This is a genomic window from Actinomadura roseirufa (genome assembly GCF_900659635.1).
GTDB lineage: Bacteria > Actinomycetota > Actinomycetes > Streptosporangiales > Streptosporangiaceae > Spirillospora > Spirillospora roseirufa.
This window is the reverse complement of the sequence record NZ_CAACVB010000121.1, coordinates 1-24,098: the sequence shown is the minus strand read 5'-3', so window position 1 is coordinate 24,098 and position 24,098 is coordinate 1. Positions and strand designations below refer to the sequence as shown.

General features: G+C 73.3%; 20 protein-coding genes and 4 tRNA genes. 10 read left to right on the top strand and 14 right to left on the bottom strand.

The features are described 5' to 3' along the window. On the bottom strand, nt 1-301 hold a 301-nt coding region (locus E1291_RS23955; RefSeq protein WP_242614339.1), incomplete at its 3' end, for a helix-turn-helix domain-containing protein. 185 nt (nt 302-486) lie between these two features. Continuing rightward, the gene (locus E1291_RS23950; RefSeq protein WP_131740219.1) at nt 487-1,542 is read right to left on the bottom strand and encodes a GlxA family transcriptional regulator; all 1,056 of its coding nucleotides are present in this window, start codon (nt 1,540-1,542) and stop codon (nt 487-489) included. Nucleotides 1,543-1,712: 170 nt separating this feature from the next. On the opposite strand from E1291_RS23950, the gene E1291_RS23945 reads away from it, so the two are divergent. Continuing rightward, the gene (locus E1291_RS23945; protein ID WP_131740218.1) at nt 1,713-2,630 is read left to right on the top strand and encodes a Rossmann-fold NAD(P)-binding domain-containing protein; all 918 of its coding nucleotides are present in this window, start codon (nt 1,713-1,715) and stop codon (nt 2,628-2,630) included. Nucleotides 2,631-2,692: 62 nt separating this feature from the next. Here E1291_RS23945 and E1291_RS23940 read toward each other — a convergent pair. The 7 genes from E1291_RS23940 to E1291_RS23915 all read right to left on the bottom strand — a co-directional run bounded on the left by E1291_RS23940 (nt 2,693) and on the right by E1291_RS23915 (nt 5,854). Beyond that, nucleotides 2,693-2,766, bottom strand: a tRNA-His gene (locus tag E1291_RS23940). A 1-nt stretch (nt 2,767) separates the two neighbouring features. Next, nucleotides 2,768-2,840: transfer RNA gene (locus E1291_RS23935), tRNA-Arg, on the bottom strand. Nucleotides 2,841-2,866: 26 nt separating this feature from the next. Then, nucleotides 2,867-2,939: transfer RNA gene (locus tag E1291_RS42195), tRNA-Met, on the bottom strand. 1 nt (nt 2,940) lies between these two features. Next, nucleotides 2,941-3,026 (bottom strand) — tRNA-Ser (locus E1291_RS23930). A gap of 245 nt (nt 3,027-3,271) precedes the next feature. Continuing rightward, nucleotides 3,272-3,535, bottom strand: coding sequence for a sigma factor-like helix-turn-helix DNA-binding protein (locus tag E1291_RS23925; RefSeq protein WP_242614338.1), 264 nt, complete (start codon nt 3,533-3,535; stop codon nt 3,272-3,274). A gap of 91 nt (nt 3,536-3,626) precedes the next feature. Then, a complete protein-coding gene (gene manA / locus E1291_RS23920) occupies nt 3,627-4,790 on the bottom strand; it encodes a mannose-6-phosphate isomerase, class I (protein WP_242614337.1) in 1,164 nt (387 codons plus the stop codon). Nucleotides 4,791-4,954: 164 nt separating this feature from the next. Next, nucleotides 4,955-5,854 (bottom strand): hypothetical protein, encoded by a 900-nt coding sequence (locus E1291_RS23915; RefSeq protein ID WP_131740217.1) that lies wholly within the window; start codon nt 5,852-5,854, stop codon nt 4,955-4,957. 261 nt (nt 5,855-6,115) lie between these two features. Between E1291_RS23915 and E1291_RS23910 the strand changes: the two genes are divergently transcribed. From E1291_RS23910 to E1291_RS23885, 6 genes are all read left to right on the top strand, one after another. Continuing rightward, the gene (locus E1291_RS23910; protein WP_131740216.1) at nt 6,116-6,397 is read left to right on the top strand and encodes a hypothetical protein; all 282 of its coding nucleotides are present in this window, start codon (nt 6,116-6,118) and stop codon (nt 6,395-6,397) included. 28 nt (nt 6,398-6,425) lie between these two features. Then, on the top strand, nt 6,426-6,953 hold the full coding sequence (locus tag E1291_RS23905) for a DinB family protein (RefSeq protein ID WP_131740215.1): 528 nt from the start codon (nt 6,426-6,428) through the stop codon (nt 6,951-6,953). Between the two features lie 62 nt (nt 6,954-7,015). Beyond that, on the top strand, nt 7,016-8,170 hold the full coding sequence (locus tag E1291_RS23900; protein WP_131740214.1) for an acyl-CoA dehydrogenase family protein: 1,155 nt from the start codon (nt 7,016-7,018) through the stop codon (nt 8,168-8,170). A gap of 203 nt (nt 8,171-8,373) precedes the next feature. Continuing rightward, nucleotides 8,374-11,082 (top strand): PQQ-dependent sugar dehydrogenase, encoded by a 2,709-nt coding sequence (locus E1291_RS23895; protein WP_165495265.1) that lies wholly within the window; start codon nt 8,374-8,376, stop codon nt 11,080-11,082. A 12-nt stretch (nt 11,083-11,094) separates the two neighbouring features. Further along, on the top strand, nt 11,095-12,063 hold the full coding sequence (locus E1291_RS23890; RefSeq protein ID WP_242614336.1) for a phosphotransferase family protein: 969 nt from the start codon (nt 11,095-11,097) through the stop codon (nt 12,061-12,063). A 64-nt stretch (nt 12,064-12,127) separates the two neighbouring features. After that, entirely contained in the window at nt 12,128-12,394 is a 267-nt protein-coding gene (locus tag E1291_RS23885; protein WP_131740212.1) for a TFIIB-type zinc ribbon-containing protein, read from the top strand. 90 nt (nt 12,395-12,484) lie between these two features. On the opposite strand, the gene E1291_RS23880 is transcribed toward E1291_RS23885, so the two are convergent. The 3 genes from E1291_RS23880 to E1291_RS23870 are packed head-to-tail and all read right to left on the bottom strand — an operon-like array spanning nt 12,485 to nt 17,743. Continuing rightward, nucleotides 12,485-15,079, bottom strand: coding sequence for a polynucleotide kinase-phosphatase (locus E1291_RS23880; RefSeq protein WP_131740211.1), 2,595 nt, complete (start codon nt 15,077-15,079; stop codon nt 12,485-12,487). After that, complete coding sequence (locus E1291_RS23875; protein WP_131740210.1) at nt 15,076-16,575, bottom strand: 3' terminal RNA ribose 2'-O-methyltransferase Hen1; 1,500 nt, start codon at nt 16,573-16,575, stop codon at nt 15,076-15,078. The genes E1291_RS23880 and E1291_RS23875 overlap by 4 nt, the downstream gene beginning before the upstream one ends. 55 nt (nt 16,576-16,630) lie before the next feature. Continuing rightward, nucleotides 16,631-17,743 carry a DUF3152 domain-containing protein gene (locus E1291_RS23870; RefSeq protein ID WP_207400901.1) on the bottom strand — a complete coding sequence of 371 codons (1,113 nt, stop codon included), beginning with the start codon at nt 17,741-17,743 and terminating at the stop codon, nt 16,631-16,633. Nucleotides 17,744-17,983: 240 nt separating this feature from the next. Here E1291_RS23870 and E1291_RS23865 point away from each other — a divergent pair, with 240 nt between their 5' ends. Continuing rightward, nucleotides 17,984-18,823: a TIGR02452 family protein gene (locus E1291_RS23865; RefSeq protein WP_131740209.1), complete on the top strand. Its 840-nt coding sequence runs from the start codon at nt 17,984-17,986 to the stop codon at nt 18,821-18,823. Between the two features lie 106 nt (nt 18,824-18,929). Here the strand turns inward: E1291_RS23865 and E1291_RS23860 are convergent, their stop codons facing one another. Further along, nucleotides 18,930-20,951, bottom strand: coding sequence for a HelD family protein (locus E1291_RS23860; protein ID WP_306434480.1), 2,022 nt, complete (start codon nt 20,949-20,951; stop codon nt 18,930-18,932). 106 nt (nt 20,952-21,057) lie between these two features. Between E1291_RS23860 and E1291_RS23855 the strand changes: the two genes are divergently transcribed. After that, nucleotides 21,058-21,798 carry a TetR/AcrR family transcriptional regulator gene (locus tag E1291_RS23855; RefSeq protein WP_131740208.1) on the top strand — a complete coding sequence of 247 codons (741 nt, stop codon included), beginning with the start codon at nt 21,058-21,060 and terminating at the stop codon, nt 21,796-21,798. On the opposite strand, the gene E1291_RS23850 is transcribed toward E1291_RS23855, so the two are convergent. Continuing rightward, nucleotides 21,771-22,508, bottom strand: a complete 738-nt coding sequence (locus tag E1291_RS23850) for a TetR/AcrR family transcriptional regulator (RefSeq protein WP_242614334.1) — start codon at nt 22,506-22,508, stop codon at nt 21,771-21,773. The two genes, E1291_RS23855 and E1291_RS23850, sit on opposite strands and share 28 nt — an antisense overlap. Before the next feature lie 171 nt (nt 22,509-22,679). Between E1291_RS23850 and E1291_RS23845 the strand changes: the two genes are divergently transcribed. After that, nucleotides 22,680-24,098, top strand: a 1,419-nt coding sequence (locus tag E1291_RS23845; RefSeq protein WP_131740206.1) for an MFS transporter, incomplete at its 3' end; no start/stop codon positions are given.

Sequence of the window (24,098 nt, the reverse complement as noted above, 5' to 3'; positions counted from 1 at the left end):
GCAGCCGTGCCCGGTGCGCGTCGATCTCGATGCCGAGCGCGTACCCGGCCTCGGCCCGGAAGCGGTAGCGGCGGGCGGGCCGGCCGAGGCCGGCGCCCGGACGCGGCGCGACCTCGGCGACCAGGCCGCGCTCGGCCAGTTCGCCGAGGACGCCCTCGGTGGTGGGTCGCGACAGCCCGACCCGCCGGGCCAGCCCGGTCAGGGTCGACTCGCCGTCCTCGCGCAGCGCCCGCAGCGTCGCGGCGGCGTTGAGGCGGCGCAGCACCGACGGGTCGCCCCCGTGCAGCGGGTTCTCGGACACGGCACCTCTCGACGGCGATCGGCGGACGGACGCCATTATTTCCAATCTTCTTACGAAAGGAAGTTACGTAATGCCGGGGGCCCGGAGGCCGCTCGCAGGGTATCTGCCCATTTCAGGAGGCTCCAGCCGGGGAACGGTACAGCCTCGATCACCCCTGGCCGGACCCGGTCGGCGCGGCGCCGCGGCTACGAGGCGCCCGGTGCCCTGGCCTTCGCGTGGGACGCGCGGTAGGCGCTCGGGGTGAGGCCCACCCGGCGCGCGAAGTGCCACCGCAGCGAGTCGGCGCCGCCGAGGCCGCTGCGACGCGCCACCTGGTCCATCGGCAGGGTCGTGATCTCCAGCAGTACCCGGGCCCGGTCGATCCGCTGGCGCAGCAGCCACTGGAGCGGGCTGGAGCCCGTCTCCGCCTGGAACCGGCGGGACAGCGTCCGGGCGCTGACCCCGGCGTGCCGCGCCAGCTCGGCGAGGGTGAGCGGCAGGTGCAGCCGATCCACCGCCCACGCGCGCGTGGCGGCCAGGGACCGGTCGGGCTCGGCGGGCACCGGAGCGGCGGCCGGCTGCGCCTGGCCGCCCGGACGCGGCGGACCGGCGACCGCGAGCCGGGCCGCCTCCGCGGCGACCGCCGCGCCGTGGTCGAGGCGGATCAGGTGCAGGCACAGCTCGATCCCCGCGGCGGCGCCGGCCGAGGTCAGCACAGGGCCGTCGGCCACGAACAGCTCGTCCGACACCATCCGGATCCGGGGGAAGCGGCGGGCCAGGTCGGCGGCCAGCCCCCAGTGCGTCGTCGCGCGCCGCCCGTCCAGCAGGCCCGCCTCGGCCAGCGCGAACGCGCCGGTGCAGATCGCCGCGATCCGGGTGCCCGCGGCGGCCGCCGCGCGCAGCGCCGCCAGGACCCGCGGCTCGATCCCCGGACGCCCGCCGCCGCCGACGACGATGACGCTGTCCGCGCGCTCCACCGCCGCCAGCCCGTGCTGGGCGATCACCGGCGGACCGCTGACGGTCTCCAGCGGGCGCCCCGGCTCGTCCGCGCAGAGCAGCAGCTCGTAGGCGCCCTCGGCGGCGCCCAGGACCATGTGCGGGATCGTCACGTCGTACCCCAGCACCGGTGGGACGAGGACGACCGCGACCGTGTGCGCGGCGGCGACGGGAACCGCGGACGGCCGCCCCGCCTGACCGAGCCGCCCCTGATCGAGCCGCCCCTGATCGAGCCGCCGCTGATCGAGCCGCCGCTGATCGAGCATGGCCAGAACCTCCGGATGGTCGGCGAGCGGACCCCTGCCGCCCCGCGGCCGCCGGCCGCAGAGTGGTCCCACCCGTGCGGACGGCCGCACGGGATCCACGCGCCGGGCCCGCACAGCACAAGTCGCGAACGGGACGAGCTGTTCCCGGCCCCCACCACCTGGAGGAGATCATGACGTTCCATGTCGTCGTCGGCCGCGGCGGGACCGCCGTCGCGACCGCCCGGCTGTTCGCCGAGGCGGGCGACCGGGTCCTCGTGGTCAGCCGCACCGGCGGCGGGCCCGACCACCCCCTCGTCGAGCGCATCGCGCTCGACGCCCACGACACCGCCGGGCTCAGCCGCCTCAGCGAGGGCGCCGAGACCGTCGTCAACGCGGTGATGACCCCGTACCACACCTGGCCCGAGACCGCCCCGCCGCTGTTCGGCTCGATCCTGGCCGCCGCCGAGCGGTCCGGCGGGAACTACGTCATGCTCGGCAACCTGTACGCCTACGGCCCGCGGGACGGCTCGTCGGACGGCCCGATCACCGAGGACCATCCGCTCGCCGCGACGGGCCCGAAGGGCCGCGTCCGCGCCGAGCTGTGGCTGGAGGCGAAGGAGGCGCACGACGCCGGCCGGGTCCGCGCCACCGAGGTGCGCGGCGGGCAGTTCATCGGCGCGGGCGCCTACTCGCTCTTCAGCCTGCTGGTGCAGCCGAACGTCCTGGCCGGACGGCTCTCGGTCGTCCCGGCGTCGCCGGACACGCCGCACCCGTACTCGGCGATCGGCGACGTCGCCCGCGCCATCGTCGCGGTGTCGCACGGCGACCGCGCCTGGGGACGCCCCTGGCACGCCCCCGTGATCAACGCGTCGCTCCGCGAGGTCGCCGAGCGGCTCGCCGCCCTCGCGGACGCGCCCGTGCCGCGGCTGGAGGAGATGACCGAGCGCGAACTGACGCTGCTCTCCCTCGGCGACCCGTTCTGGGGCGAGCTCTGGGAGACCGAGCACATGTCCCACCACCCGTACCCGGTCGATTCGTCCGAATTGGAGGCGGTCTTCGGCGTGTCCCCCTCCCGCTTGGACGACGTACTCAAGGAGATCGTCGTCTAAGGGGGAAGTTGAGGCCGTGGCCGAGGGGGAAGAGCGGCCTTCCCCCTCGGCGCCCGGCGACAGGGCGACCGCCCGGGATCGAACCGGAACCTCCAGGACCACAACCTGGCGTGCAGACCACTACACCACGGACGCCGCGTCTCCGGCAGGATTCGAACCTGCGCCCTTCGGGTCCGCAACCCGACGCGCTCTCCACTGCGCCACGGAGACAAGTATTTCGCTCTGTTCGCCGAACGTGCCGAGTGCAGGAATCGAACCTGCCTTCCGCGGCTTATGAGACCGCCGGACGCACCAGCGTCCCTACTCGGCGCGGAGGGTGCGAGATTCGAACTCGCGCAGGGGACGACCCTGACCACGGCTTAGCAACCCGCTGCCTTTCCGCTCGGCCAACCCTCCAGAACGCGAAAACCGCCCTTCCGGACCTCGGTCCGGGGGCGGTCGTCCTCAGAACGCGCAGGTCACGTCCTGAGGCAACGCCCGAGACCGGGGCGGCTTCGGCTACTGCCGTGCATTCGATGAAGACGCATCTCGCCTTTCCTTCCGGTCTCGTTCCGGGCGCTACGACATTGACTCTGCCGGAGCATCTCCCGTCCGGCAACTTGTTTTCCGGAAAGGCCGGCCATTCGCGTCCGCGCCGCCGGTCAGCCCGCGGTCGGCCATGGCCGCTCCAACGCGGCGCGCAGGGCGTGCAGCGCCTGGTGGACCCGGATCTTCACCTCGGCGACCGGCACGCCCAGCGCGTCGGCCGCCTGGTCGACCGAGCGCCTGCGAAAGACGGTCTCGGTGAGGATCTCGCGATGCGCCGGCGGCAGCGCCCGGAACGCCCGGGCGAGCGTCGCGGAGCGCCCCCGTCCTCCCGGGCCAGAGGCGAACGAACTGCTGTCCTTTCCCATCCGCAGTGCCACACGACCGAATCTCGCACCGCCCGCCTCCGCGGTCCCCTCGCTTATGCCCGCGTTAAGACGGACTTGAGGGCGCTCCCGGGAGGGCGGACCGCTACGCCCCGATCCCCGGCAGGGCGCGGTACAGCGTGCCCTTCCCGGTGATCTCGCACGCCGGCGCGTCCGCGGGGACGAAGGCGGCGTCGCCGGGCCGGAGCACCGGGCCGCCCGCCAGGGCGACCTCCCCGTCGAGGCACAGGACCGCCTGGGGCCATCCGCGGGGCAGGACGTGCGGCGCGCCGGACAGGTCGTGCCGCACGAGCGCGAACTCCGCCGCGGGCGGCCGGTAGAGCACCTCGCCGTCCGGCCCGGGCTTCGGCTCGACCCGGTGCAGGGCGGCGGGCACGAAGTCGACCACCCGCACCAGCTCGGCGACGTCCACGTGCTTCGGCGTGAGCCCGCAGCGCAGCACGTTGTCGGAGTTCGCCATGATCTCGACCGCGAGGCCGCCGAGATAGGAGTGCGGGACGCCCGCGTCGAGGAAGAGCGCCTCGCCGGGTTCCAGGACGAAGTGGTCGAGCAGCAGCGACGCGAGGACGCCCGGGTCGCCCGGGTGGTCGCGGGCGATGCCGGCGTGAACGCTTTCGGGATGACGGGACGCCAGGGATCGTTCCACCTCGGCCCGGACGGGCGCCGCCCGCTCGTCCAGCATCTGCGTGAAGACCGAGCGCAGTGCCCGGCCGGACGGTCCCGCCCGCAGCTCGCCGATCCAGGGCTCCAGCCCGGGGACGGCGAGGCTCTCCAGGTGGTCCGCCGCGGCGGCCGGCTCCCGGAAGCCGCAGAGGCCGTGGAAGCGCGTGACCGCGCACACCATCTCCGGTTTGTGGTGCGGGTCCTTGTACGTCCGGGCGCGGTCGCCGAGGGGGATGCCGCGCGCCTGCTCGGCGGCGAACCCCGCGCGCGCCCCCGCGGCGCTCGGATGCACCTGCAGCGACAGGGGCCGCTCGACCGCCAGGACCTTGAGCAGGTAAGGGAGCGAGGATCCGAAGCGGGCGGCCGACTCCGTCCCGAGCATGCCGTGCGGATCGGCGGCGATCAGGTCGGGAAGGGGCGTCCCGCCCGCCGACGACGGCGCCGCCGGATGGGCGCCCACCCACAGCTCGGCCTGCGGCAGGCCGGTCGGCGCGACGCCGAACAGGTCCGGCAGCGCCGTCACCGATCCCCACTCGTAGGGACGGATCGTGGTGGCGAGGAGCATCGGCGCGGGTGCGGCGGGCAAGGACGCGGCCCCTTCTGTCTCGGACTGGCGGCGGGCGCCCGAAACGCTACCGAGGGTCTGGCCGGGCACGTAACCGAAGGGTACGGAGAAGTGGGCGGCGATGGTGAGACCCAAGGTCATCCGGCGGGTCCCGGCAGGCGGGGGACGCGGCGCCGCCGGGAGGCTCAGCCGCCCGCGCGCGTCCGCACGGCGTAGGCGGTGAGCCGCGTCGTCAGCCGCAGCGCGCTGCCGTCGTGCCAGGGCGAGCGGCGCGCGGGCCAGGCGTAGCAGGGCACGCCGTCGCCGAGCAGGCCCGCGACGCCCGGCAGGCCCAGCGACTCGGCCGCGAACGCGTACAGGGGGCCGAGCCGCGGCACGATGATGCCGTAGTCGAGGGCCCGCGGCAGGTGCCCCTCCGCCGCGATGAGGTCCTCGACGACCAGGCCCGTCAGCGGGTAGCGCTCCGGGAACGCGCGGCGCAGGTCGAGGAAGAGCCCGACCGAGCCGCGCCGCGGGTCCCCGAGCAGCCGGCCGAGCGGGGCGAAGGCCCCGAGCGCCAGCGCGGGCCGCGCCACCAGCGCGTGCGCGTACAGGACGCGGACGAGCGCGACGTTCATCATGAACCGCTCCACGGGCAGCTCGGCCAGCGCGGAGCGCTCGTTCTCCAGGTACCCGGCGACGACGCTGGCGTTGTGGGCCCGGTACCACGCCGCGGCCGAGGGCGACCGCAGGAACGCGCACCACAGCGCCACGCACCGCGAGGACGGCTCGGCCGCGCGGCCCGCCAGCAGCGCGGCCTCGGCCTTGTCGCGCAGCAGCCGGTCGTTGACGGCGCGCCACCAGGGGCTGCCGGGCGGGTCGCCCGACGGCGGGTTCAGCACGCCGCGGGCGATCGCCCAGCGCAGGAAGCTCAGCTCGGCCCGCCCGTACCGGGCGAGGCCCCCGGTGTAGAACCCGGTGTAGAACTCCGCCGCCAGCCGCAGCCGTCCCGCGGGCCCGTCCGCCACCGACCGTACCCGGGCCGCCGCCGCGGCCGTCGCCTCCACCACCGGCACCCCCAGGGTCGTCCGCCCCTTCCTTTCCATCTCACGCGATCGATGCCCCCTCTTCAAGCACGCACTCACCCCGGGGCCGGGTTCAACGCCCGCGTGGAACGCCGCCGGGAGGGCGAACCGGCGGATCCGGCGCGCCGTGGCCGGCGCGACCCTAGGATGGTCCGCCTGGAGGTGGGGGACCGTGGGCAAGCACGCTAAACCGGCGACACGCCCCTGCCCGGGCTGCAAGGGCACCGGGACGAGCACCGCCACCGGCGTGCGGTGCAACGTGTGCAGGGGGTCGGGGCGAATATGAGGTTCCCGCCGGAGGGGTGCGCCTTCGAGGTGCGCTACACGCTGGGCCGCCGCGGCGCCGGCCTGGAGACCTTCGCGGACGAGTACGCCCTCGGCCGCTGGTTCGGCGCGATGACCGCGGAGGGCATGTTCGCCCCCGAGGACTTCACCGTCCCCGACGAGGACGGCCGCAACGGCTACCAGATCTTCTGCGTCACCGAGGCGGGCCGCGTCGGCATCAGCTACTTCCACCCCCGATTGGTGCGCGGCCGGATCGAGGGCTCCCGACAGCCCATCTGAGGGCCCGTCCGGCGGGCATCATGGGGCCATGCCCTGGACCTCACCAGAGATCACCCGGACGCTCCGGCCCCTCAGCATGCCGATGGGCGGGGAGCGGCCGCTCCTGGACGCCTGGCTCGACCTCCAGCGGGAGACCCTCCTGTGGAAGTGCGGCGGGCTGACCGCCGCCCAGCTCGCGCTGCGCTGCCTGGAACCGTCGAACCTGTCGCTCCTCGGGCTCGTCCGCCACCTGGCCGAGGTGGAGCGCGACTGGTTCCGGACGCGGTTCGCCGGTGAGCGGGTCGGTTACCTGTACTGCACCGACGACGACCTCACCGCGGAGTTCACCCTGGACACCGCCGACGCTCCGCGGGACCTGGCCGCCTACGAGCGGGAGGTCGCGGCCTGCCGCGCGGTGACGGCGGGCCGTTCGCTCGACGAGACCTACCTCGACCCGAACCTCGGCACCGAGATGAGCCTGCGCTGGGTCTACACGTCGATGCTCCAGGAGTACGCCCGGCACAACGGCCACGCCGACCTGCTGCGCGAGCGCATCGACGGCATGACCGGCCACTGACCGAAACTACCAACAAACGGTACTTTCTCCCTGAAAGTAGTCGTACACGGTAGATTTCTGCCATGGCTTACGAGCACGAGCTGATCGGCCGGGCCCGGGACCTCGCCCCCCGCCTGGCGGAACGGGCCCGGCGAGCCGAGGAGCTGCGGCGGCTCCCCGCGGAGACCGTCGAGGAGCTGACCGCCGCGGGGTTCCTCGAGGCGCTCGTGCCGCAGGCGCGGGGCGGCGCCGAGCTCGACCTCGCCACCGTGTCCGGGGTCACCCGCGAGCTCGGCGCGGGCTGCGCGTCCACCGGCTGGGTCGCGGTGATCTTCATGCTGCACAACTGGCTGGTCTCCCTGTTCCCCGAGGAGGCCCAGGACGAGGTGTTCGCCGATCGCCCGCACGCGTTCGTGCCGTTCACCCTGGCGCCGGTCGGGACGGCGGAGCCCGCCGGCGGCGGCCACCGTCTCACCGGACGCTGGTCGTGGGCGACGGGCGTCATGCACGCCGACTGGGTCATGGTCGGCGCGCCGGGCGGGGACGGCCCGCTGGTCTTCCTGCTGCCCGCGCGCGAGGTCGCCGTCCACGACGTGTGGTTCAGCAGCGGGATGCGCGCGACGGGAAGCAACGACGTCGAGGTGCGGGACCGGTTCGTCCCCGCGCACCGCACCGTCTCCCTCGCCGACCTCGCCTCCGGCGGCGCCCCGGGCGGCGCGCTGTACCCGGGCGCCGCCTACCGGTGGCCGATGGTCCCGGTCCTCACGCTGGCGGGCGCGTCGCCGCTCCTCGGCGCGGCGGAGGGGCTCCTCGAACGGTTCCGGGAACGGCTGGAGGAGCGGGTCCTGGTCTACTCCGGCGGCCGGCAGGCCGGCCTGGTGAGCGCGCAGACGCGCCTGGCCAGGGCGACGGCGGAGCTGGCCGCGGCCCGGCTGCTGCTCGACGACGCGATCGGCGACCTCCAGCGCGCCCACGCGGGCGGCGGCGCCTACACCCTCGTCGAGCGCGCCAAGGCGCGCCTGGTCGCCTCGCAGGTCGTCGCCACGGCCCGCACCGTGGCCGCGGACCTCTGCGTCGGGGCGGGCGCGAGCGCCCAGCTGGCGCACATGCCGTTCCAGCGCGTCCAGCGCGACCTGTACACGATCTCCGGGCATGTCGTCTACGACCTCGACGAGACCTACGCCCTCTACGGCAAGGCCGCCCTCGGCATCGACCTGGAGCCGGGCGCCCTGGTGTGACGGGCACGGGACGAGGGGGCCTCGTCGCGCCGGGCGTCGCCCGAGGCGCCTGATCGGTTGACGGGATGGCCGTATCCGGGTGGCCGGATGGCCACTTACGGTCGTCATCAATCCAGAACATCCACATTTGGCATGAAATCGCGCATCGTTCGCGCAAGACCGGCGGGCTCCACGGCCCGTGCCGGGGACGGGGAGGAACTTTCGTGGCCAGACGCGCACCGCTCGGCCGGTGGCAGAACCGGCGGCGGCGGATCAGGGGACCGGTGGCGGCGGCCCTCTCGGTGGTCCTCACGGTGGTGCTCACCGTGGTCGTGGCGGCCGTCGCCGACGGCGCGGGCACGGCGGGCGCGGCGGCGCTGCCGGCGAACTTCCAGGAGAAGACGGTCTTCACCGGGCTGACCGCGCCGACGAACGTGGAGTTCTCGCCGGACGGGCGGGTGTTCGTGGCGGAGAAGAGCGGGCTCGTCAAGGTGTTCGACTCGCTGAGCGACACCACGCCCACCGTCTTCGCCGATCTGCGCAGGCAGACCTTCAACGGCTGGGACCGGGGCCTGCTCGGGATGGCCCTGCATCCCGACTTCCCCCGCGACCCCCGGGTCTACGTGCTCTACACCTACAACGGACAGGTCGGCGGGTCGTACCCCCGGTGGCCGTCCGCCGACGGGACCAACGACCAGTGCCCCGACCCGCCCGGCGCCAACAACGCCGGTTGCGTGGTCGCGGGGCGGATCTCCGTGTTGAAACCCGACGTGCAGGCGCGCGCGGCGCTCGCCGGACCGGTGAGCGAGCAGGTCCTGGTGGAGGACTGGTGCCAGCAGTTCTCCAGTCACTCCATCGGCACCCTGGCCTTCGGCAAGGACGGCCAGTTGTACGCGGGGGCGGGAGACGGCGCGAGCTTCCAGTACGCGGACTACGGGCAGAAGGACAACGCCTGCGGAGACCCGCCGAAGCCCGCCGGAACTCCGCTGACGGCGCCGGCGGCCGAGGGCGGCGCGCTGCGCGCTCAAGACCTGCGGACGCCCGCCGACCCCTCGACCCTGGACGGGACCATCATCCGGATCAACCCCGACACCGGCGAGGGCTCGGCCGGGAACCCGCTCCCGAAGGGCGGCCCGAACGAGCGGCGCATCATCGCGCACGGCCTGCGCAACCCCTACCGGTTCACGGTGCGTCCGGGCACGAACGAGATCTGGGCGGGCGACGTCGGCTACACGACCTGGGAGGAGCTCGACCGGGTCACCGAGCCCTTCACCACCGTGCGGAACTTCGGCTGGCCCTGCTATGAGGGGACGGGCCGCACACCCGGGTACGACGGCGCCGACCTCACCATCTGCGAGAACCTGTACGGCGAGGGCGCCGGAGCGGTGACGGCGCCGTACTTCAGCTACAACCACAGCGCCAAGGTGGTCGCCGGGGAGAGCTGCAGTGTGGGCAGTTCCTCTCTCAGTGGCACCGCGTTCTATGCGGGCGACGTTTACCCCGCCGAGTACCGGGGCGCCCTGTTCTTCAGCGACTACTCGCGCAAATGCGTGTGGGCGATGAAGCCGGGGACGAACGGCCTGCCCGACAAGACGAAGATAGAGACCTTCTCCACCACGGCGGGCGGCATCGTCGAACTGCAGGCCGGGCCCAACGGCGACATCTTCGGGGTGGACGTCCTCGGTGGCAGGATCGTCCGGTTCGTCTACAACGGCGTGAACAATCCGCCGGTGGCGGCGCTGAAGTCGGACGTGACCAGCGGCCCGGCGCCGCTGACCGTCAAGTTCGACGCGAGCACCTCCAGCGACGCCGACGGGGACGTCCCGCTGCAGTACGCGTGGGACCTGGACGGTGACGGTGCCTACGACGACTCGACGGCGGCCGCTCCGACGTTCACCTACGACCGGAAGGGCCGGTACAGCGTCGGGCTGAAGGTGACCGACACGCGCGGCGCCTCCGACACGGCGACCCAGGTCGTCACCGCGGGCTCCACGCCGCCGGTGGCGACGATCACGGCGCCGGGCGCCGGGACCACGTGGCGGGTCGGCGACAGGATCGCCTTCTCCGGCACCGGGACCGACGGCGAGGACGGCACGCTGACCGGCGACTCCCTCAAATGGCAGATCATCATGCACCACTGCCCGAGCGACTGCCACACGCACGCGATCACCGGACAGGACGGCGGCTCCGGCGAGTTCGTCGCGCCGGACCACGAGTACCCGTCCTGGATCGAGCTGAATCTGACGGTGACGGACTCCGACGGGCTGAGCGACTCCAAGAGCGTCGAGCTCCATCCCAAGACCGCACGGGTGACGCTGAACTCCGCTCCCGCGGGCGTCCCGCTGACCCTGCTGGAGACGACCCGCGCCGCTCCGCTGACCGGCACGGTGATAGCGGGGTCGAACGTCTCGGTCTCGGCGCCCACCCAGACACAGGTGGTCGGCGGCAAGGCGTACGAGTTCGTGGGCTGGTCGGACGGCGGGCCGTCCGCGCACAACATCACCGTGGCCTCCGATCTGACGTTGACCGCGACGTACCGGCTCAAGACCAATCTCGCGCTGAAGAAGCCGGTGAAGGTCTCCAGCGTGGAGAAGGCCGGAGTCGAAGGGCCGAAGGCCACCGACGGCAGCACCACGACCCGCTGGGCGAGCAAGCGCACCGATCCGCAGTGGATCGAGGTCGACCTGGGCACGGCCCGTCCGGTGGGTTATGTGCTGCTGCGATGGGAGGCGGCCTACGGCAAGGAGTACCTGGTGCAGACGTCCACGGGCGGCGGCGTGTGGAAGACCGTGCACACCCAGAAGAACGGGAACGGCGGCATAGACACGATCCAGTTCACGCCGGGGAACGCCCGGTGGGTACGCGTCTACGGGACGAAGCGCGCGACGACCTATGGCTACTCGTTGTACGAGATGGAGGTCTTCGACAGGTGATTGACTGGGCACGTGCACACCGAGACCGCCCAGTCCGGGCTCTTCGCCCGGCTCGTCGAGATCGGGCGTGAATCGGCCCGTGTCACCGAGCGGTACGCCGCGCACCGGTCGTTCTACGCGGCGCCGAACGCGGCGCCGCACGTCCCGCCGTCCCCTCCGGAACCGGAGACGTTGTACGACCGGCACGGCGTCCTCGTCGTGCGGGTCGGCGACGTCGTCGTCAAGGCCCACCAGCCCGACCGCGAGTACGGATCGGCGTTCCTTGAGCGGACGTCGCTGGCGGCGGGGTTCCCGCGCATCGTGCTGGGAGTGCTCGACGGGCCCTACGACGTCGATGGGCGCACCGTCACCGTCTCGCTCTACGGGGAGCCGGTGAACCCGCGGGAGCCCCTCCCCTGGGAGGAGGGCGCGCGTCTCCTCGCCGCGCTCCACTCGGCCGCCGTGCCCGAGGGGGCGCCGTCCTGGGGGCGCCCCGGACGGATCGCCCGCCTGGTGTCGCGGCTGGGGAACGGCCCGGCCGAGGACGCGGTCCGCCGCGCGTTCGGCACACTTCCCCCTTGGATCCGGGGGGAGGGCACCGAGCCCGCGCGTGACGTCGAATGCGTCATCCACGGCGACTGGCACCTGGGCCAGATGGTCCGGGGGCCGGGCGGCGGGTGGCTGCTCATCGACGTCGAGGACCTCGGCAGGGGCGTCCCCGCGTGGGACCTGGCCCGGCCCGCGGCGCTGTACTCGGCCGGGGTCCTGCACCCGGAGGAGTGGGAGCGCTTCCTCGGCTCGTACCGGGAGGCGGGCGGCCCCGCGGTCCCCCCGGCGGGGGATCCCTGGGCGGCCCTGGACATTCCCGCGCGAAGTCTTGCGATCCAGATCGCCGCCACCTGCGTCATATCCGCGGGGAGGGAAGATCGGTCGCTCGACGAGTCGGAGCAGGCGATGGTGGACGCCTGCGAGAGAATCTCCGCGGCGGGGGCCCCGGCATGACGTGGCCGGAAACCTGCCCTACATTTAGCCTCTACCTGGGGATCCATACCGGAAGGACAAGGCGATGCACTGCCCTAAATGTCGTGGCGTGATGCGGACCTACACCCGCAGCGGCGTCCACATCGAGCAATGTGACAGCTGCCGGGGCATCTTCCTCGACTATGGCGAGCTCGAGGCCCTGGCCCAGGCGGAGTCCCAGTACCGGGCCGCTCCTCCGCCCGCCTCCGCGCCGGGCTGGGGAGCCCCCGCGCCGGCGGTGCACCACCATCACCACGGTGGGCACCACCGCCCCCACCACGGGAGCGTCTTCCACATGCTGTTCTCGACCTGACCGTCCGATGGTCAGGCGGCGGCCCGCCCCGCTGGGAGGCGGGCCGCACAGCCGGCCGGCGGCCGGTGGTTCCCGCCTCCGGCGGGGCGGTCACAGCCGGGGGTCGACCGGCTCCGACTCCAGCGCCAGGACGGCGAAGACGGCCTGGTGGACGCGCCACACCGGCTCCCCGGCGGCGAGCCGGCCGAGCGCTTCGAGGCCGAGCGCGTGCTCGCGCAGCGCCAGCGAGCGCTTGCGGCCGAGCGACCGCCCGCGCAGCCGGTCGAGGTTCTCCGGCTCGGTGTAGTCCGGGCCGTAGATGATCCGCAGGTACTCCCGGCCGCGGCACTTGACGCCGGGCTGGACCTTCGCGCCCTCCGGGAGGGGCCCGAGCGGTTTGACGACCATGCCCTCCCCGCCCGCGGCGGTGAGGTCCTCCCACCAGGCGGTCGCGGCCGCCTCCGACTCGGGCGACCCCAGGTCGACGGTCATCGACCTGGTCCGCCTGATGAGACCCGTCGGGTCGGCCTCCGCAAGCCGCCCGGCCACGTCCATGTGCCATTCGTGGTCGTGGGAGGCCGCCCAGGCGCGCCCCTCGCCCGCGAGCACCTGGAACGGGGCCAGCCCGAGACCGTCCAGCCCGTCCACCGGCCAGCAGTAGCGCGCGTAGGCGTCGCGGAAGCGCACCGCGTTCGCCGCGCGCCGGTCGACGCGCTCGCGCAGCCCGCCGACGTCGACGCCCCGGGCGGCGGCGCGGGCGAGAACGCCGGAGGCCACCGGCAGGGCGGCGCGCGCCGCCGCGTACTGCGTGCGGATGAGGTCCATGGCCTTCGCCGACCAGGGCAGCAGCTCGCAGTCGAGCGCCAGCCATCCGGTGCCGAGCTCGTCCCAGAGGCCGGCGGCGCCGATCGCGGCGCGGACGCGGTCCAGGACCGCGGCCGTGGCGGAGGCGTCACGGAAGAAGGCGCGCCCGGTGCGGGTGAACACGGCCCCCGCCGGTCCGCCGCCGGTCTCGGTGCCGAGCTCGACGCCGAAGCGGGCCGCCGCGACGGACTCGTCCCGGCAGACGACCACCACCGCCCGCGAGCCCATGTGCTTCTCCTCGCACACGACACGGTCGACGCCCTTGGCCCGGTAGACGGCCAGGGCCTCGGCGGGGTGCTCCAGATAGCCCGGCAGGGACGAGGTCTCGGCCGGTGCCATGGTCGGAGGCAGGTAGACGAGCCAACGCGGGTCCACCGCGAACCTGCTCATCACCTCCAGTGCCGCCAGCGCGTTCTCCTCTCGCACGGTGACGCGGCCCATGAGACCGGTCTCGACCCCCTGATTGCCGAGGACGTCCTCAATCTTCAGGACGTCGGTCTCGCGGTGCCCGCCGCCATGGAGCGGGCCGGAGGCCGTGAGCGGACGCACCGGCTCGTACCAGACCTCACGGGCCGGGACGGAGACGAGCTCACGTTCCGGATACCGCAGCGCGGTGAGCTTCCCGCCGAACACGGCGCCGGTGTCGAGGCAGATCGTGTTGTTGACCCATTCCGGTTCCGGCACGGGCGTGTGCCCGTACACGACCATCGCCTTGCCGCGGTAGTCGCGCGCCCACGGGTACCGGACGGGCAGCCCGTACTCGTCGGTCTCCCCCGTCGTGTCGCCGTACAGCGCGAACGAGCGGACGCGGCCCGACGCGCGGCCGTGGTAGTCCTCCTTCAGCCCGGCGTGGGCCACGACGAGGCTCCCGCCGTCCAGGACGTAGTGGCTGATGAGGCCGTCCATGAAGGCCAGGGCCTCGGAGCGGAAGTCCTCCGGCTCGTCGGCGAGCTGCTCCAGGGACTCGGCGAGCCCGTGCGCCACGCGGACCTTACGTCCCCGCAGCGCCTTGACGAGCTTCGCCTCGTGGTTGCCGGACACGCACAGCGCGCTCCCGGCGGCCACCATGCCCATCACCAGCCGCAGCACGCCGGGCGAGTCGGGACCGCGGTCGACCAGGTCGCCGACGAACACCACCGTGCGCCCGCCCGGGTGGTGCGCCCCCATGGCGCGGCCGGAGGCGTCGCGCGCGATCTCGTAGCCGAGCGCCGCGAGGAGGTCCTCCAGCTCGGCGCGGCAGCCGTGCACGTCGCCGATGACGTCGAAGGGCCCGGTCAGGTCCCGCCTGTCGTTCCACGCCTTCTCGTAGGCGATCGTGGCGGCGTCGATCTCCGCCGTGCCCGTCAAGACATAGGAGCGGCGGAACTCGCGGCCGAGCGACCGCAGGCCGCGCCGCAGCTCCCGGCGCTGCCGCGGCAGGACGTGCTCGGGGAGGTCGCGGTCGGGACGGGCGGCGTTCCGCTCGGCGGCGACGGTCTCCGACTCGTCCAGCACGATCGCGACCGACAGGACGTCGTGCTCCTTGGCCAGCCGCAGAAGCGACTCCCGCGCCTTGCTCTGCACGTTGGTCGCGTCCACCACGGTGAGCAGGCCGCGCTTGAGCCGCTTGGCCACGATGTAGTGCAGCAGGTCGAAGGCGTCGCCCGTCGCGGCCTGGTCGTTCTCGTCGTCCGACACCACGCCCCGGCAGAAGTCGGAGGAGACCACCTGTGTCGGCCTGAAATGCTTGCGCGCGAAGTGCGACTTGCCCGAACCGGACATGCCGACCAGCACGACGAGCCCCATCTCCGGGATCCGGATCTCGCACCCCGTCCGGGGTGTCTCGGTCGTCTCAGTGGTCATCGGGTGAACACCCCCATCTGCGTCGGAGCGCCGACCTCGGGGTCGTCGTCGCCGACGGGAACGTGGCGGACGCGGTAGCCGTGCGCGGTGGCGACGCGGTCCGCCCACGCGCGGAACTCGGCCCGGGTCCATTCGAAACGGTGGTCGGGGTGGCGCATGGCACCCGGCCCCAGGCCCTCGTAGCGGACGTTGTGCTCGGCGTTCGGCGTGGTCACGACGACCACGCGCGGGGACGCGTCGCCGAAGACCACGCGCTCGACGGCGCCGAGCCTGGGCGGGTCGATGTGCTCGACGACCTCCATGAGCACGGCCGCCTCGTATCCGCGGAACCGATCGTCGAAGTAGGTGAGCGCGCCTTGGAAGACGTCCTGGACGCGGTCGTCCCTCCGCGTCCCCTGGTCCAGGCGGAGCCGCCGCCGGGCCAGTCCCAGGGCACGGTAGGAGACGTCCGTTCCCGCGATCTCGCTGAAGTAGCCGTCCTGCACGAGCCGCGCGAGCAGCTTCCCGGAGCCGCAGCCCATGTCGATGACACGGCGGGCGTTCTCGTCGTGCAGCGCTTGGAGGACCGCCTGGACACGGTGCTCGGCCAGCGAGACGACCGGCTCCTCCTCCGCGTCCTGTCCCCGCTCCGGGGACGGCTTCACCTCACCGGGTTCGCCGTCGGCGCCGGCGTGCGCGTCGCTGAGGGCCTCGGCGTCGCCGTCCGAGGTGGAAGGCTCCTCCTCGACCTCCACCGGGTCCAGGGCGTCCTCGGGTGCGCCCTCCGCGTCCGCCAGGCGGCCCAGTGCGGCGCGGACGAGTCCCCGCCGGTGGGCCAGATACCGGCGGGTGATGGCGCCGCGGTCGGGGTGGGCGGCGAGCCAGCCCTCCCCCGCCCTGATGAGCTTGTCGACCTCGTCCGGCGCGAGCCAGTAGTGCTTGGCGTCGTCCAGCACGGGCAGCAGCACGTACAGCTGGTTGAGGGCGTCGGCGAGACGGACCTCCCCGGTGAGCGTGAGCGTCACGTACCGGGAGTGCCCCCAGTCCTCGAACCCGGGGTCCAGGGGGACGGGTTCCGCCGACACCGTCCAGCCCAGCGGCGCGAAGAACCGCTCGGCCTGGGCGGGACCTCCCCCGCACGGCAGCGCGGGCAGCACGATCTCCAGCGGGATCGGCGTCTCCGCCAGCTCCGGGCGCGCGTCGCACCGGCCGCGCATGGCGGTCCGGAACACCCCGGCCATGGCGGAGGCCAGCAGGGAGGACGCCGCGTAGGGGCGGTCGTTGACGTACTGGCCGAGAGAGAAGTCGGGGGTGCCCCTGCCGCGCGTCCGCACGAGCTTGACCGGGTCCACGTCCAGCAACAGGGCCGCCGTGCACCGCCGCTCGCCCGCGTCGGGATAGAAAACGTGCGCCGTGCCGAAGGACTGCTCGAACCGCTGCACCCGGTCGGGATGCTTGTGCAGGAGGAAGCCCAGGTCGGTCGCCTGGTCCAGGGTCGTGGTGATCGTCAGAAGCACGGCCCAAGTCTGGCGGAACGGACCGATCACCCCCAGTGGTTTTCCCGGGGAGCCCTCATTGGACGGCGGGGCCGCTCAGGAATCGCCGCCGGGAGTCGAAGGGCCAGCCATTGATCTTGCAGCCCTTCAGGCCGAAGATCTGCTGTTGCATGACCGGGGCCGGACGGCCGGGCCCGGGGCAGGTCATGTGCCCGAACCCGAGGCGGTGGCCGACCTCGTGGTTGATGGTCAGCGCGTGATAGTTGTCCGGCTGGCCCTTGTAGTAGGAGGTCAGCAGCAGCCAGCGCTTCAGGTTCACCACGACCTGCTTGCCCGCGCTGCAGTTCACCTCGCCCTCGGTCGTCATCCCGTAGCGTCCGCAGATCTTGTCGACGGTGCCGGGCGACGCGAGCCGCACCACGAAGTCGTAGGAGCCGGAGTCGACGCGGCGGAACGCCCACCTCCCCCCGGCGGTCCAGCCGCGGGGATCGGCGAGGATCTTGTCGACGCTGCGCGTGAAGGCGGTGGGGCTCTGCTTGAGGCCGCCCTCCACCTCGACCATGTACCGCATGAGCTTGCCGCGCCCGACCGTCCGCCCGGCCGACTGGGAACGGATGAACTTCCCGGTGCCGTTGGCCGGGACATAGGGCGGCGCCTGCTTCGGCTCGGCGGTGGGGTCGGAGGGCCTGTCTCCGGACGGCTTCCGCGGACCCGACGTCACGGGCGCGGACGGGGGCATGAACATCCACACGAGCATGCCGCCGACACCGAGCCCGACCAGCACGACGACCGCGGTGACCCCCATGATGACGCCGCGCAGCCGCGACCGCCGCGCGCCCTCGAACTCGCGGTCGAGGTCGTCGCTGAGCCCCTCGACGGTGCCCGTCGCCCGCCTGCCCGTTCCTCTTCCGCCCGGCCGCCGCCCGCCGGTAGCCGGCGGAGGCCGGTGACCACCGGGCGGGTGTTCGTCATAGGCGGGTTGCTCGTACGCGGGCCCCGCTTGGCCGGGCTGGTCGTAACCGGGCTGGTCGTAACCGGGCTGGTCGTAACCGGGCTGGTCGTAACCGGCAGGGTCGTAACCGGGCTGGCCGTTCGTGCTCTGGTTCGGCTGCCCGTGTCCCGGGGGCCCCTGCCGGTTCGGCGGCGGGCCTCCCGGACGGGACGGGCCCGGAGCCGACGGCGGGGGCACGTGCCGGGCGCCCCCGCGGGGGGACGGGGCCCGGCGGCGGCCTGGACGGGGTCTCGGCGGCTGCATGGCGGAGCACAGCATGCCAGAAAGAACGAACAAAGTGATCATTACTCAACATTCTGCAGGTAGGGGGCATTTCCCCGTATCTCAGACAGCCGTCGGCGTGGCCACGAAGGGTGTCGGCGCGACCGCGAAAAGGGTTTGCGGGCGCTCGGCGGACGCATCACAATCCGGATCGTCATGAGCAGACACCCACGCAGGGCGGTCGCCCTGGAAACGGTCACCGTCCTGGAACGCGGCGACTACCCCGCCCCCTCGGGACGCACCGTCTCGATCGCCGCCTCCTTGGCGCGCGCGGTGGAGGGGACGGTCCTGTACCGCCCGGACGAACTGGACGTCCTCCTCGAACGGCTCACCGCCGCTCCCGCCGACGGCGGCGCCGGGACGCGCGTCGAGGTCACCGGCGAGACCACGCTCGCCGCCGCACGGCGGCTGTGCGCCCCCGGCGCGCGGGCGCCGCTCGCCCTCAACTTCGCCTCGGCCAAGAATCCGGGAGGCGGTTTCCTCAAAGGGGCGCACGCCCAGGAGGAGGGCCTGGCCCGCTCCTCCGGTCTGTACGAGTCGCTGCTGGCGGCGCGGGAGTACTACGACTTCCACCGGGCCCAGGGCGACCTCCTCTACAGCGACCACATGATCTACTCACCGGACGTGCCGGTGTTCCGGGACGACGACGGGCGCCTTCTGGAGGAGCCGTACGAGGTCGCGTTCCTGACCTCCCCCGCCCCGAACCGGGGAGCGATCCGCGACCCCGCCGAGGCGGACAGGATCCCGGCGGTCCTACGCGTGCGCGCGCGCAAGGTCCTCGCCGCCGCGCACGCGAACGGCCACCGGCGGCTGGTCCTCGGCGCCTGGGGCTGCGGCGTGTTCCGCAACGACCCCGCCGAGGTCGCCGCCGCGTTCGCCGAGGCCCTGGCCGCGGACGGCGCCTTCCGCGGACGGTTCGAGCACATCGTCTTCGCGGTCTGGGACCCGTCCGCCGGGGCGCCCCGGCGCGTCGCCTTCGAGCGCGCCTTCGCCTGACCGTGACCCGCCCGTACGCCACCCGCCCGTACGCCAGCCGCCCGTACGCCACCCGCCCGTCCACCACGGGCCCGGTCACGCCGACGCGAACGGGCTCGTCCACCCGCTATCCGGTGATCGCCGCCGGGAGCGGCCGCGCATGCACGATGTCCAGCCGCGACACCGCCCGGGTGAGCACCACGTAGAGCCGGTTCAGTCCGCGCGCCTCGGCCTCGGCGATCTGCGCGGGCTCGGCGACCACCACGTGGTCGTACTCCAGCCCCTTGGCGAGCCCCGCGGGCACCAGCGTCACCCGGGCGTGCCCGCCGCCCGCCTCGCCCGGCTCGATCCCGGCCGCGCGCAGCGCCGCGCCCAGCGCCGCGAGGGCGCCCTCGGCCGCGATGACCCCGATGGCGCCGTCCCTGGTCAGCGCGTCACGGACGGCGTCCACCACGCCCTGCGCCACGGTGCCGGCCGGGAGCACGCGCACCTCGCCGTCGCCGCGCACCGGCCGGCCGGGCGGGACGTCCACGTCCAGCGCCGCCAGGAGCCTGTTCGCCAGGTCCAGGACGGCTCCCGGGACGCGGAACCCGTCCGTCAGCGGGACGACCCGCGCTCCGGGCACGCCGAGGTGAGCGAGCTGGCCGTCCCAGTCACACGCTGCCCACGGCGTCGTGCCCTGCGCCAGGTCGCCGAGCACGGTCAGCGATCCGTGTCCGCTGCGCCGCGCGATGACCCGGCACTCCATCGGTGACAGATCCTGCGCCTCGTCGACGATGACATGGCCCATGCTCCGGGACGGCTCGATGAGGCCGGCGGCCTCGTCCACGAGCACGGCGTCCGCCGCCGACCAGCGGGCCGACCGGGCCGAGCGGGGCCGGGCCCAGGCGATGAGGTCCTGCTCTTCGTCCGAGAGCAGGCCGTCCGCGGCCCGCGCGAGGGACGCCCTGTCACCGAGCAGCCGGGCGACCAGGGCCTCGGGCTTCACCCGGGGCCACGTCTCGTCCAGGAAGGCCGTCACGGCCGGGGACCTGCCGATCTTCCGCAGCCAGGCGGCGCCCGCCGCGCTGCCGCGCCGCTCCGCCCGCCTCCGCAGCGAGCTCGCGACACGGGCGCGTATCCGCTCACGTCCGGCCTCGTAGGGGAGCTTCTCCTTCCGGACGTCCTCCAGGATCACGCCCAGTTCCTCGGCCGGGACACGCCACCGGTAGGCGCCATCTGGGACGACCAGTGTTTCGGTAGGCGCACCCACCCCCGCGTACAGGAGCCGGTGGAGCACCGTGGCCATGCGTTGGTCGTGCTTGACCACGGCCACCGCCTCGGCGTCCTCGCCCTGGACCCGCGTCCGTTCGAGCAGGCCCGCGAGCGTGGCCTGTTCCACGTCGGCCTCCCCCAGCGCGGGCAGGACGGCGGAGATGTAGGCGAGGAAGGCCGGGTTGGGCCCGACGATGAGAACCCCGGACTTCTCCAACCGTTCGCGGTGGCTGTACAGGAGGAAGGCCGCACGGTGCAGCCCCACGGCGGTCTTGCCGGTCCCGGGTGCGCCCTGCACGCAGATCGACTCCTCCAGGGCCGCCCGGACCAGCTCGTCCTGATCGGGCTGGATCGTCGCGACGATGTCGCGCATCGGGCCGCGCCTCGGGCGCTCGATCTCCGCTTCGAGGAGGCGGCCGGGGCGCCCGTCCCCGGTGCTCCCGTCCACGTCGAGCCGCTCGTCCTCGAACCCCGTCAGGACGGGCGGGGCGGACAGGTCCCAGCCGAACCTCCGGCGCACCGCCACCCCTTGTGGCCGCTTCGCGCTCGCCTGGTAGAAGACCCGCGCGACCGGTGCCCGCCAGTCGAGGACGAGCGGCGGGCTCTCGGGTCCGCCGGGAACGTGCCGGCGGCCGAGGTGGTAGGCCCGCCCGCCATGGTCGGCGTCATGCGAGGCGAAGTCGACCCGCCCGAAGAAAGGGGGGCCGTCCGGCTCCTCGGCGAGCCGCTTGAGGTTGCTCCTCAGCAGCCGCCCGAGCGATTCGAGGGCGTAACGGTCCGCGCCCGCCAGTTCCCCGATCACCACCTGGTGGCGCGCGACGTCCAGCATCCGCCGCAGCCCCTCGCGCGCCGCCGTCGCGTGCGCGCGCTCCGCCTCCAGCTCAGGGTCCTCCACTGGGCAGCCTTCCTCTCGATCCGAGCACGCCCAGAAATCTTAACCCGGTTAAGTTATGAACCAAGACAAAAATCTTCCTCGGGCACGACACTGCTAGGGTGGGCGGGTGAGCGAGCACGCGGGCCTGCGCGAACGCAAGAAGATGCGCACCCACCGGGCGATCTCGGACGCGGCGATCGCCCTGTTCCTGGAGCGCGGGTTCGACCGAGTCTCCGTCGCCGACGTCGCGGCCGCCGCCGAGGTCTCCAAGCCGACCCTGTTCAAGTACTTCGCCGCCAAGGAGGACCTCGTCCTCCACCGGATCACCGATCACCGCGGCGAGTTCGCGCGCGTCGTGCGGGCGGCGCCGGGCGAGCCGCCGCTGGACGCCCTGCACCGCCACTTCGTCGACGGTCTCGACCGGCGCGACCCCGTCACCGGGCTCAACGCCGCCCCCGAGGTCCTCGCCTTCCACGGGATGGTGTTCACCACGCCGAGCCTTCAGGCGCGCCTGTCACGGTACGCCGAGAGCGAGCGGGAGTCTCTCGCGGACGCGCTCGCCGAGCACCCCACCGCGCTCGCCGAGGCCCGCCGCCCGCCCGCCGGGCGCTCCCCCGCGCCGGGCGGCGACCTCACCGCGCGGCTGGCCGCCGCCCAGATCATCGCGGTGACCCACGTCCTGGCCCGGGACAACTGGCGGCGCCTGACCGACGGCCAGGACGCCGGTTCCGCCCACCCCGGCGCCGTCGCCGACGCCGACCACGCGTTCGCGCTGCTCGCCACGGGCCTCACCCCGCACCCGTCAGGGGACGACGTCACCGCGCGCTGCACCGTGACCCGTCAGGAGGACGGCGGCTCCTCCACGTAGGAGGCGATGCCGCGGATCAGGATGTCCAGCCCGAACTCGAACCGGGCGTCCCCGGACGTGTCGGTCAGCTCGTCCACCATCGACACGATGTTGGGGTAGCGGTCTGAGGGCAGGGACCTCAGGTAATCCTGGATCTCGCCGAAGTAGCTCATGAAGTACTCCCACGGGTCCTGACCTGGGGGCGTCCTCGCGGTGTAGATCGTGTCCTCGACGGAGTCGGCGTCGATGTACATGCCCAGCGTGTCGACGGCGAGCCCGGCGATCCGCGGCGGGACGCCGCCCGCGCGCATCAGCGCGAGCTGCGCCTCCGCCACGGCCAGCATGTTCGGGCCGGTGGGGATCAGGCCCATGGAGACCCGGGCGATGTCGCGGTGCCCGGTGTAGACGTGGCGGATCTCGCCCGCCAGCTCGACGAGCTGCTCCTGCCAGCGCGCGGGGTCGGGGTCGGGCAGCCGCACCTCGGCGAGGACGTGGTCGAGCATCAGCTCGCGGAGCTCCTCCTTGCCGGAGACGTGCGCGTAGAGCGAGGCGGGCCCGGTGCCGAGATCCTGCGCCACGCGGCGCATGCTGACGGCGTCGAGCCCCTCGGCGTCCAGGACGCGGACCGCGGTCTCGACGATGACGGCCTGGGTGAGCGGCCGCCGCGCGGGCCCCGTCCGGCGCGGGCGGCGCCCCGGGGGCGTGGGCAGGTCGAGGCTTCCGGTGTTCACGTCCGGCCTCCCAATTTCGCGATACATCTTGACTTCGGCGACTTGCGATATATCTTCTCTCTTGGAGAGAAGAATCCCCCAATCGCGAACAGTGTACTTGACACGAATGTCGTTCCTAATCTAGAACGATGTTCGTATGAACGAACACCGTTCCCCCCACGGAGGCGCACAATGACCCACTCGGTGGCGACGCCCACCCGGACGGACGGCGCGGCGGGCCACCGCTGGCGCTGGGCCGCACTCTTCGTGATCCTCGCCGGCGAGATCATGGACATGCTGGACGCGCTGATCACCAACATCGCGGCGCCGACGATCCGCGCCGACCTCGGCGGCTCCGCGAGCACCGTCCAGTGGCTCGCGGCGGGCTACACCCTGGCCATGGCGGTCGGCCTGATCACCGGCGGCCGCCTCGGAGACCTGTACGGGCGCAGGCGGATGTTCCTGATCGGCGCCGCCGGGTTCACGCTCGGCTCCCTGCTGTGCGGCGTCGCCGGCTCGCCCGGCATGCTGATCGGCTCGCGGGCCCTGCAGGGCCTGTTCGGCGCGATGATGCTGCCGCAGGGCATCGGGATGATCAAGCAGATGTTCAGCCCGAAGGAGATGGGCGCCGCCTTCGGCATGTTCGGCCCGATCATGGGCCTGTCGTCGGTGGGCGGCCCGGTGCTGGCCGGCTGGCTCATCGACGCCGACCTGTTCGGCACCGGCTGGCGGATGATCTTCCTGATCAACCTGCCGCTCGGCGCCGCCGCCGTCCTCGCCGGGCTGAGGTTCCTGCCCTCCGGCCGCTCCGAGCACGCGTCCCGGCTCGACCTGCCCGGCGCGGCGCTCGCCTCGCTCGGCGCCGGGCTGCTGATCTACCCGCTCGTCCAGGGCCGCGAGCTCGACTGGCCCTTCTGGACGTTCCTCATGATGGGCGCCTCGCTCGCCGTCTGGGCCGTCTTCGCCTGGTACGAGACCCGCAAGCAGCGCGCCGGCGGCGACCCGCTGATCGTCCCGAGCCTGTTCCGCAAGCGCGGCTTCACCGGCGGCCTGGTGGTCGGCCTGGTGTTCTTCAGCGGCATGGCGGGCTTCGCGCTCGTCCTCGCCCTGTTCTTCCAGCTGGGGCTCGGGTACTCCCCGCTGAAGGCCGGCCTCTCCCAGATCCCCTGGTCGATCGGCATCATCATCGGCTTCGGCGCCGCCCAGGCCGTGCAGCGCCTCGGCCGCAAGGTCATCCACGGCGGCACGCTCATCATGGCCGCCGGCGTCGTCGCCATCTACGGCACGCTCCAGGCCGCCGGGGTCGGCGTCACCCCGTGGCAGCTCACCCCCGCGCTGATCGTGACCGGCCTCGGCATGGGGCTGCTCATGGCCCCGTTCTTCGAGACCGTCCTGTCGAGCGTCGACCCGGAGGAGACCGGCTCGGCGGGCGGCACGCTCACCGCCGTGCAGCAGCTCGGCAGCGCGCTCGGCGCGGCCGTCCTCGGCACGATCTTCTTCGGCCTGCTCGGCGGGCACGTGGCCGGCGCGGCCGACGACGGCGCCGCCGGGCTGCGCCGGGAGCTGGCCGCCGCGTCCGTCCCCGCCGCCGCGCGGGACCGCGTCGTCACC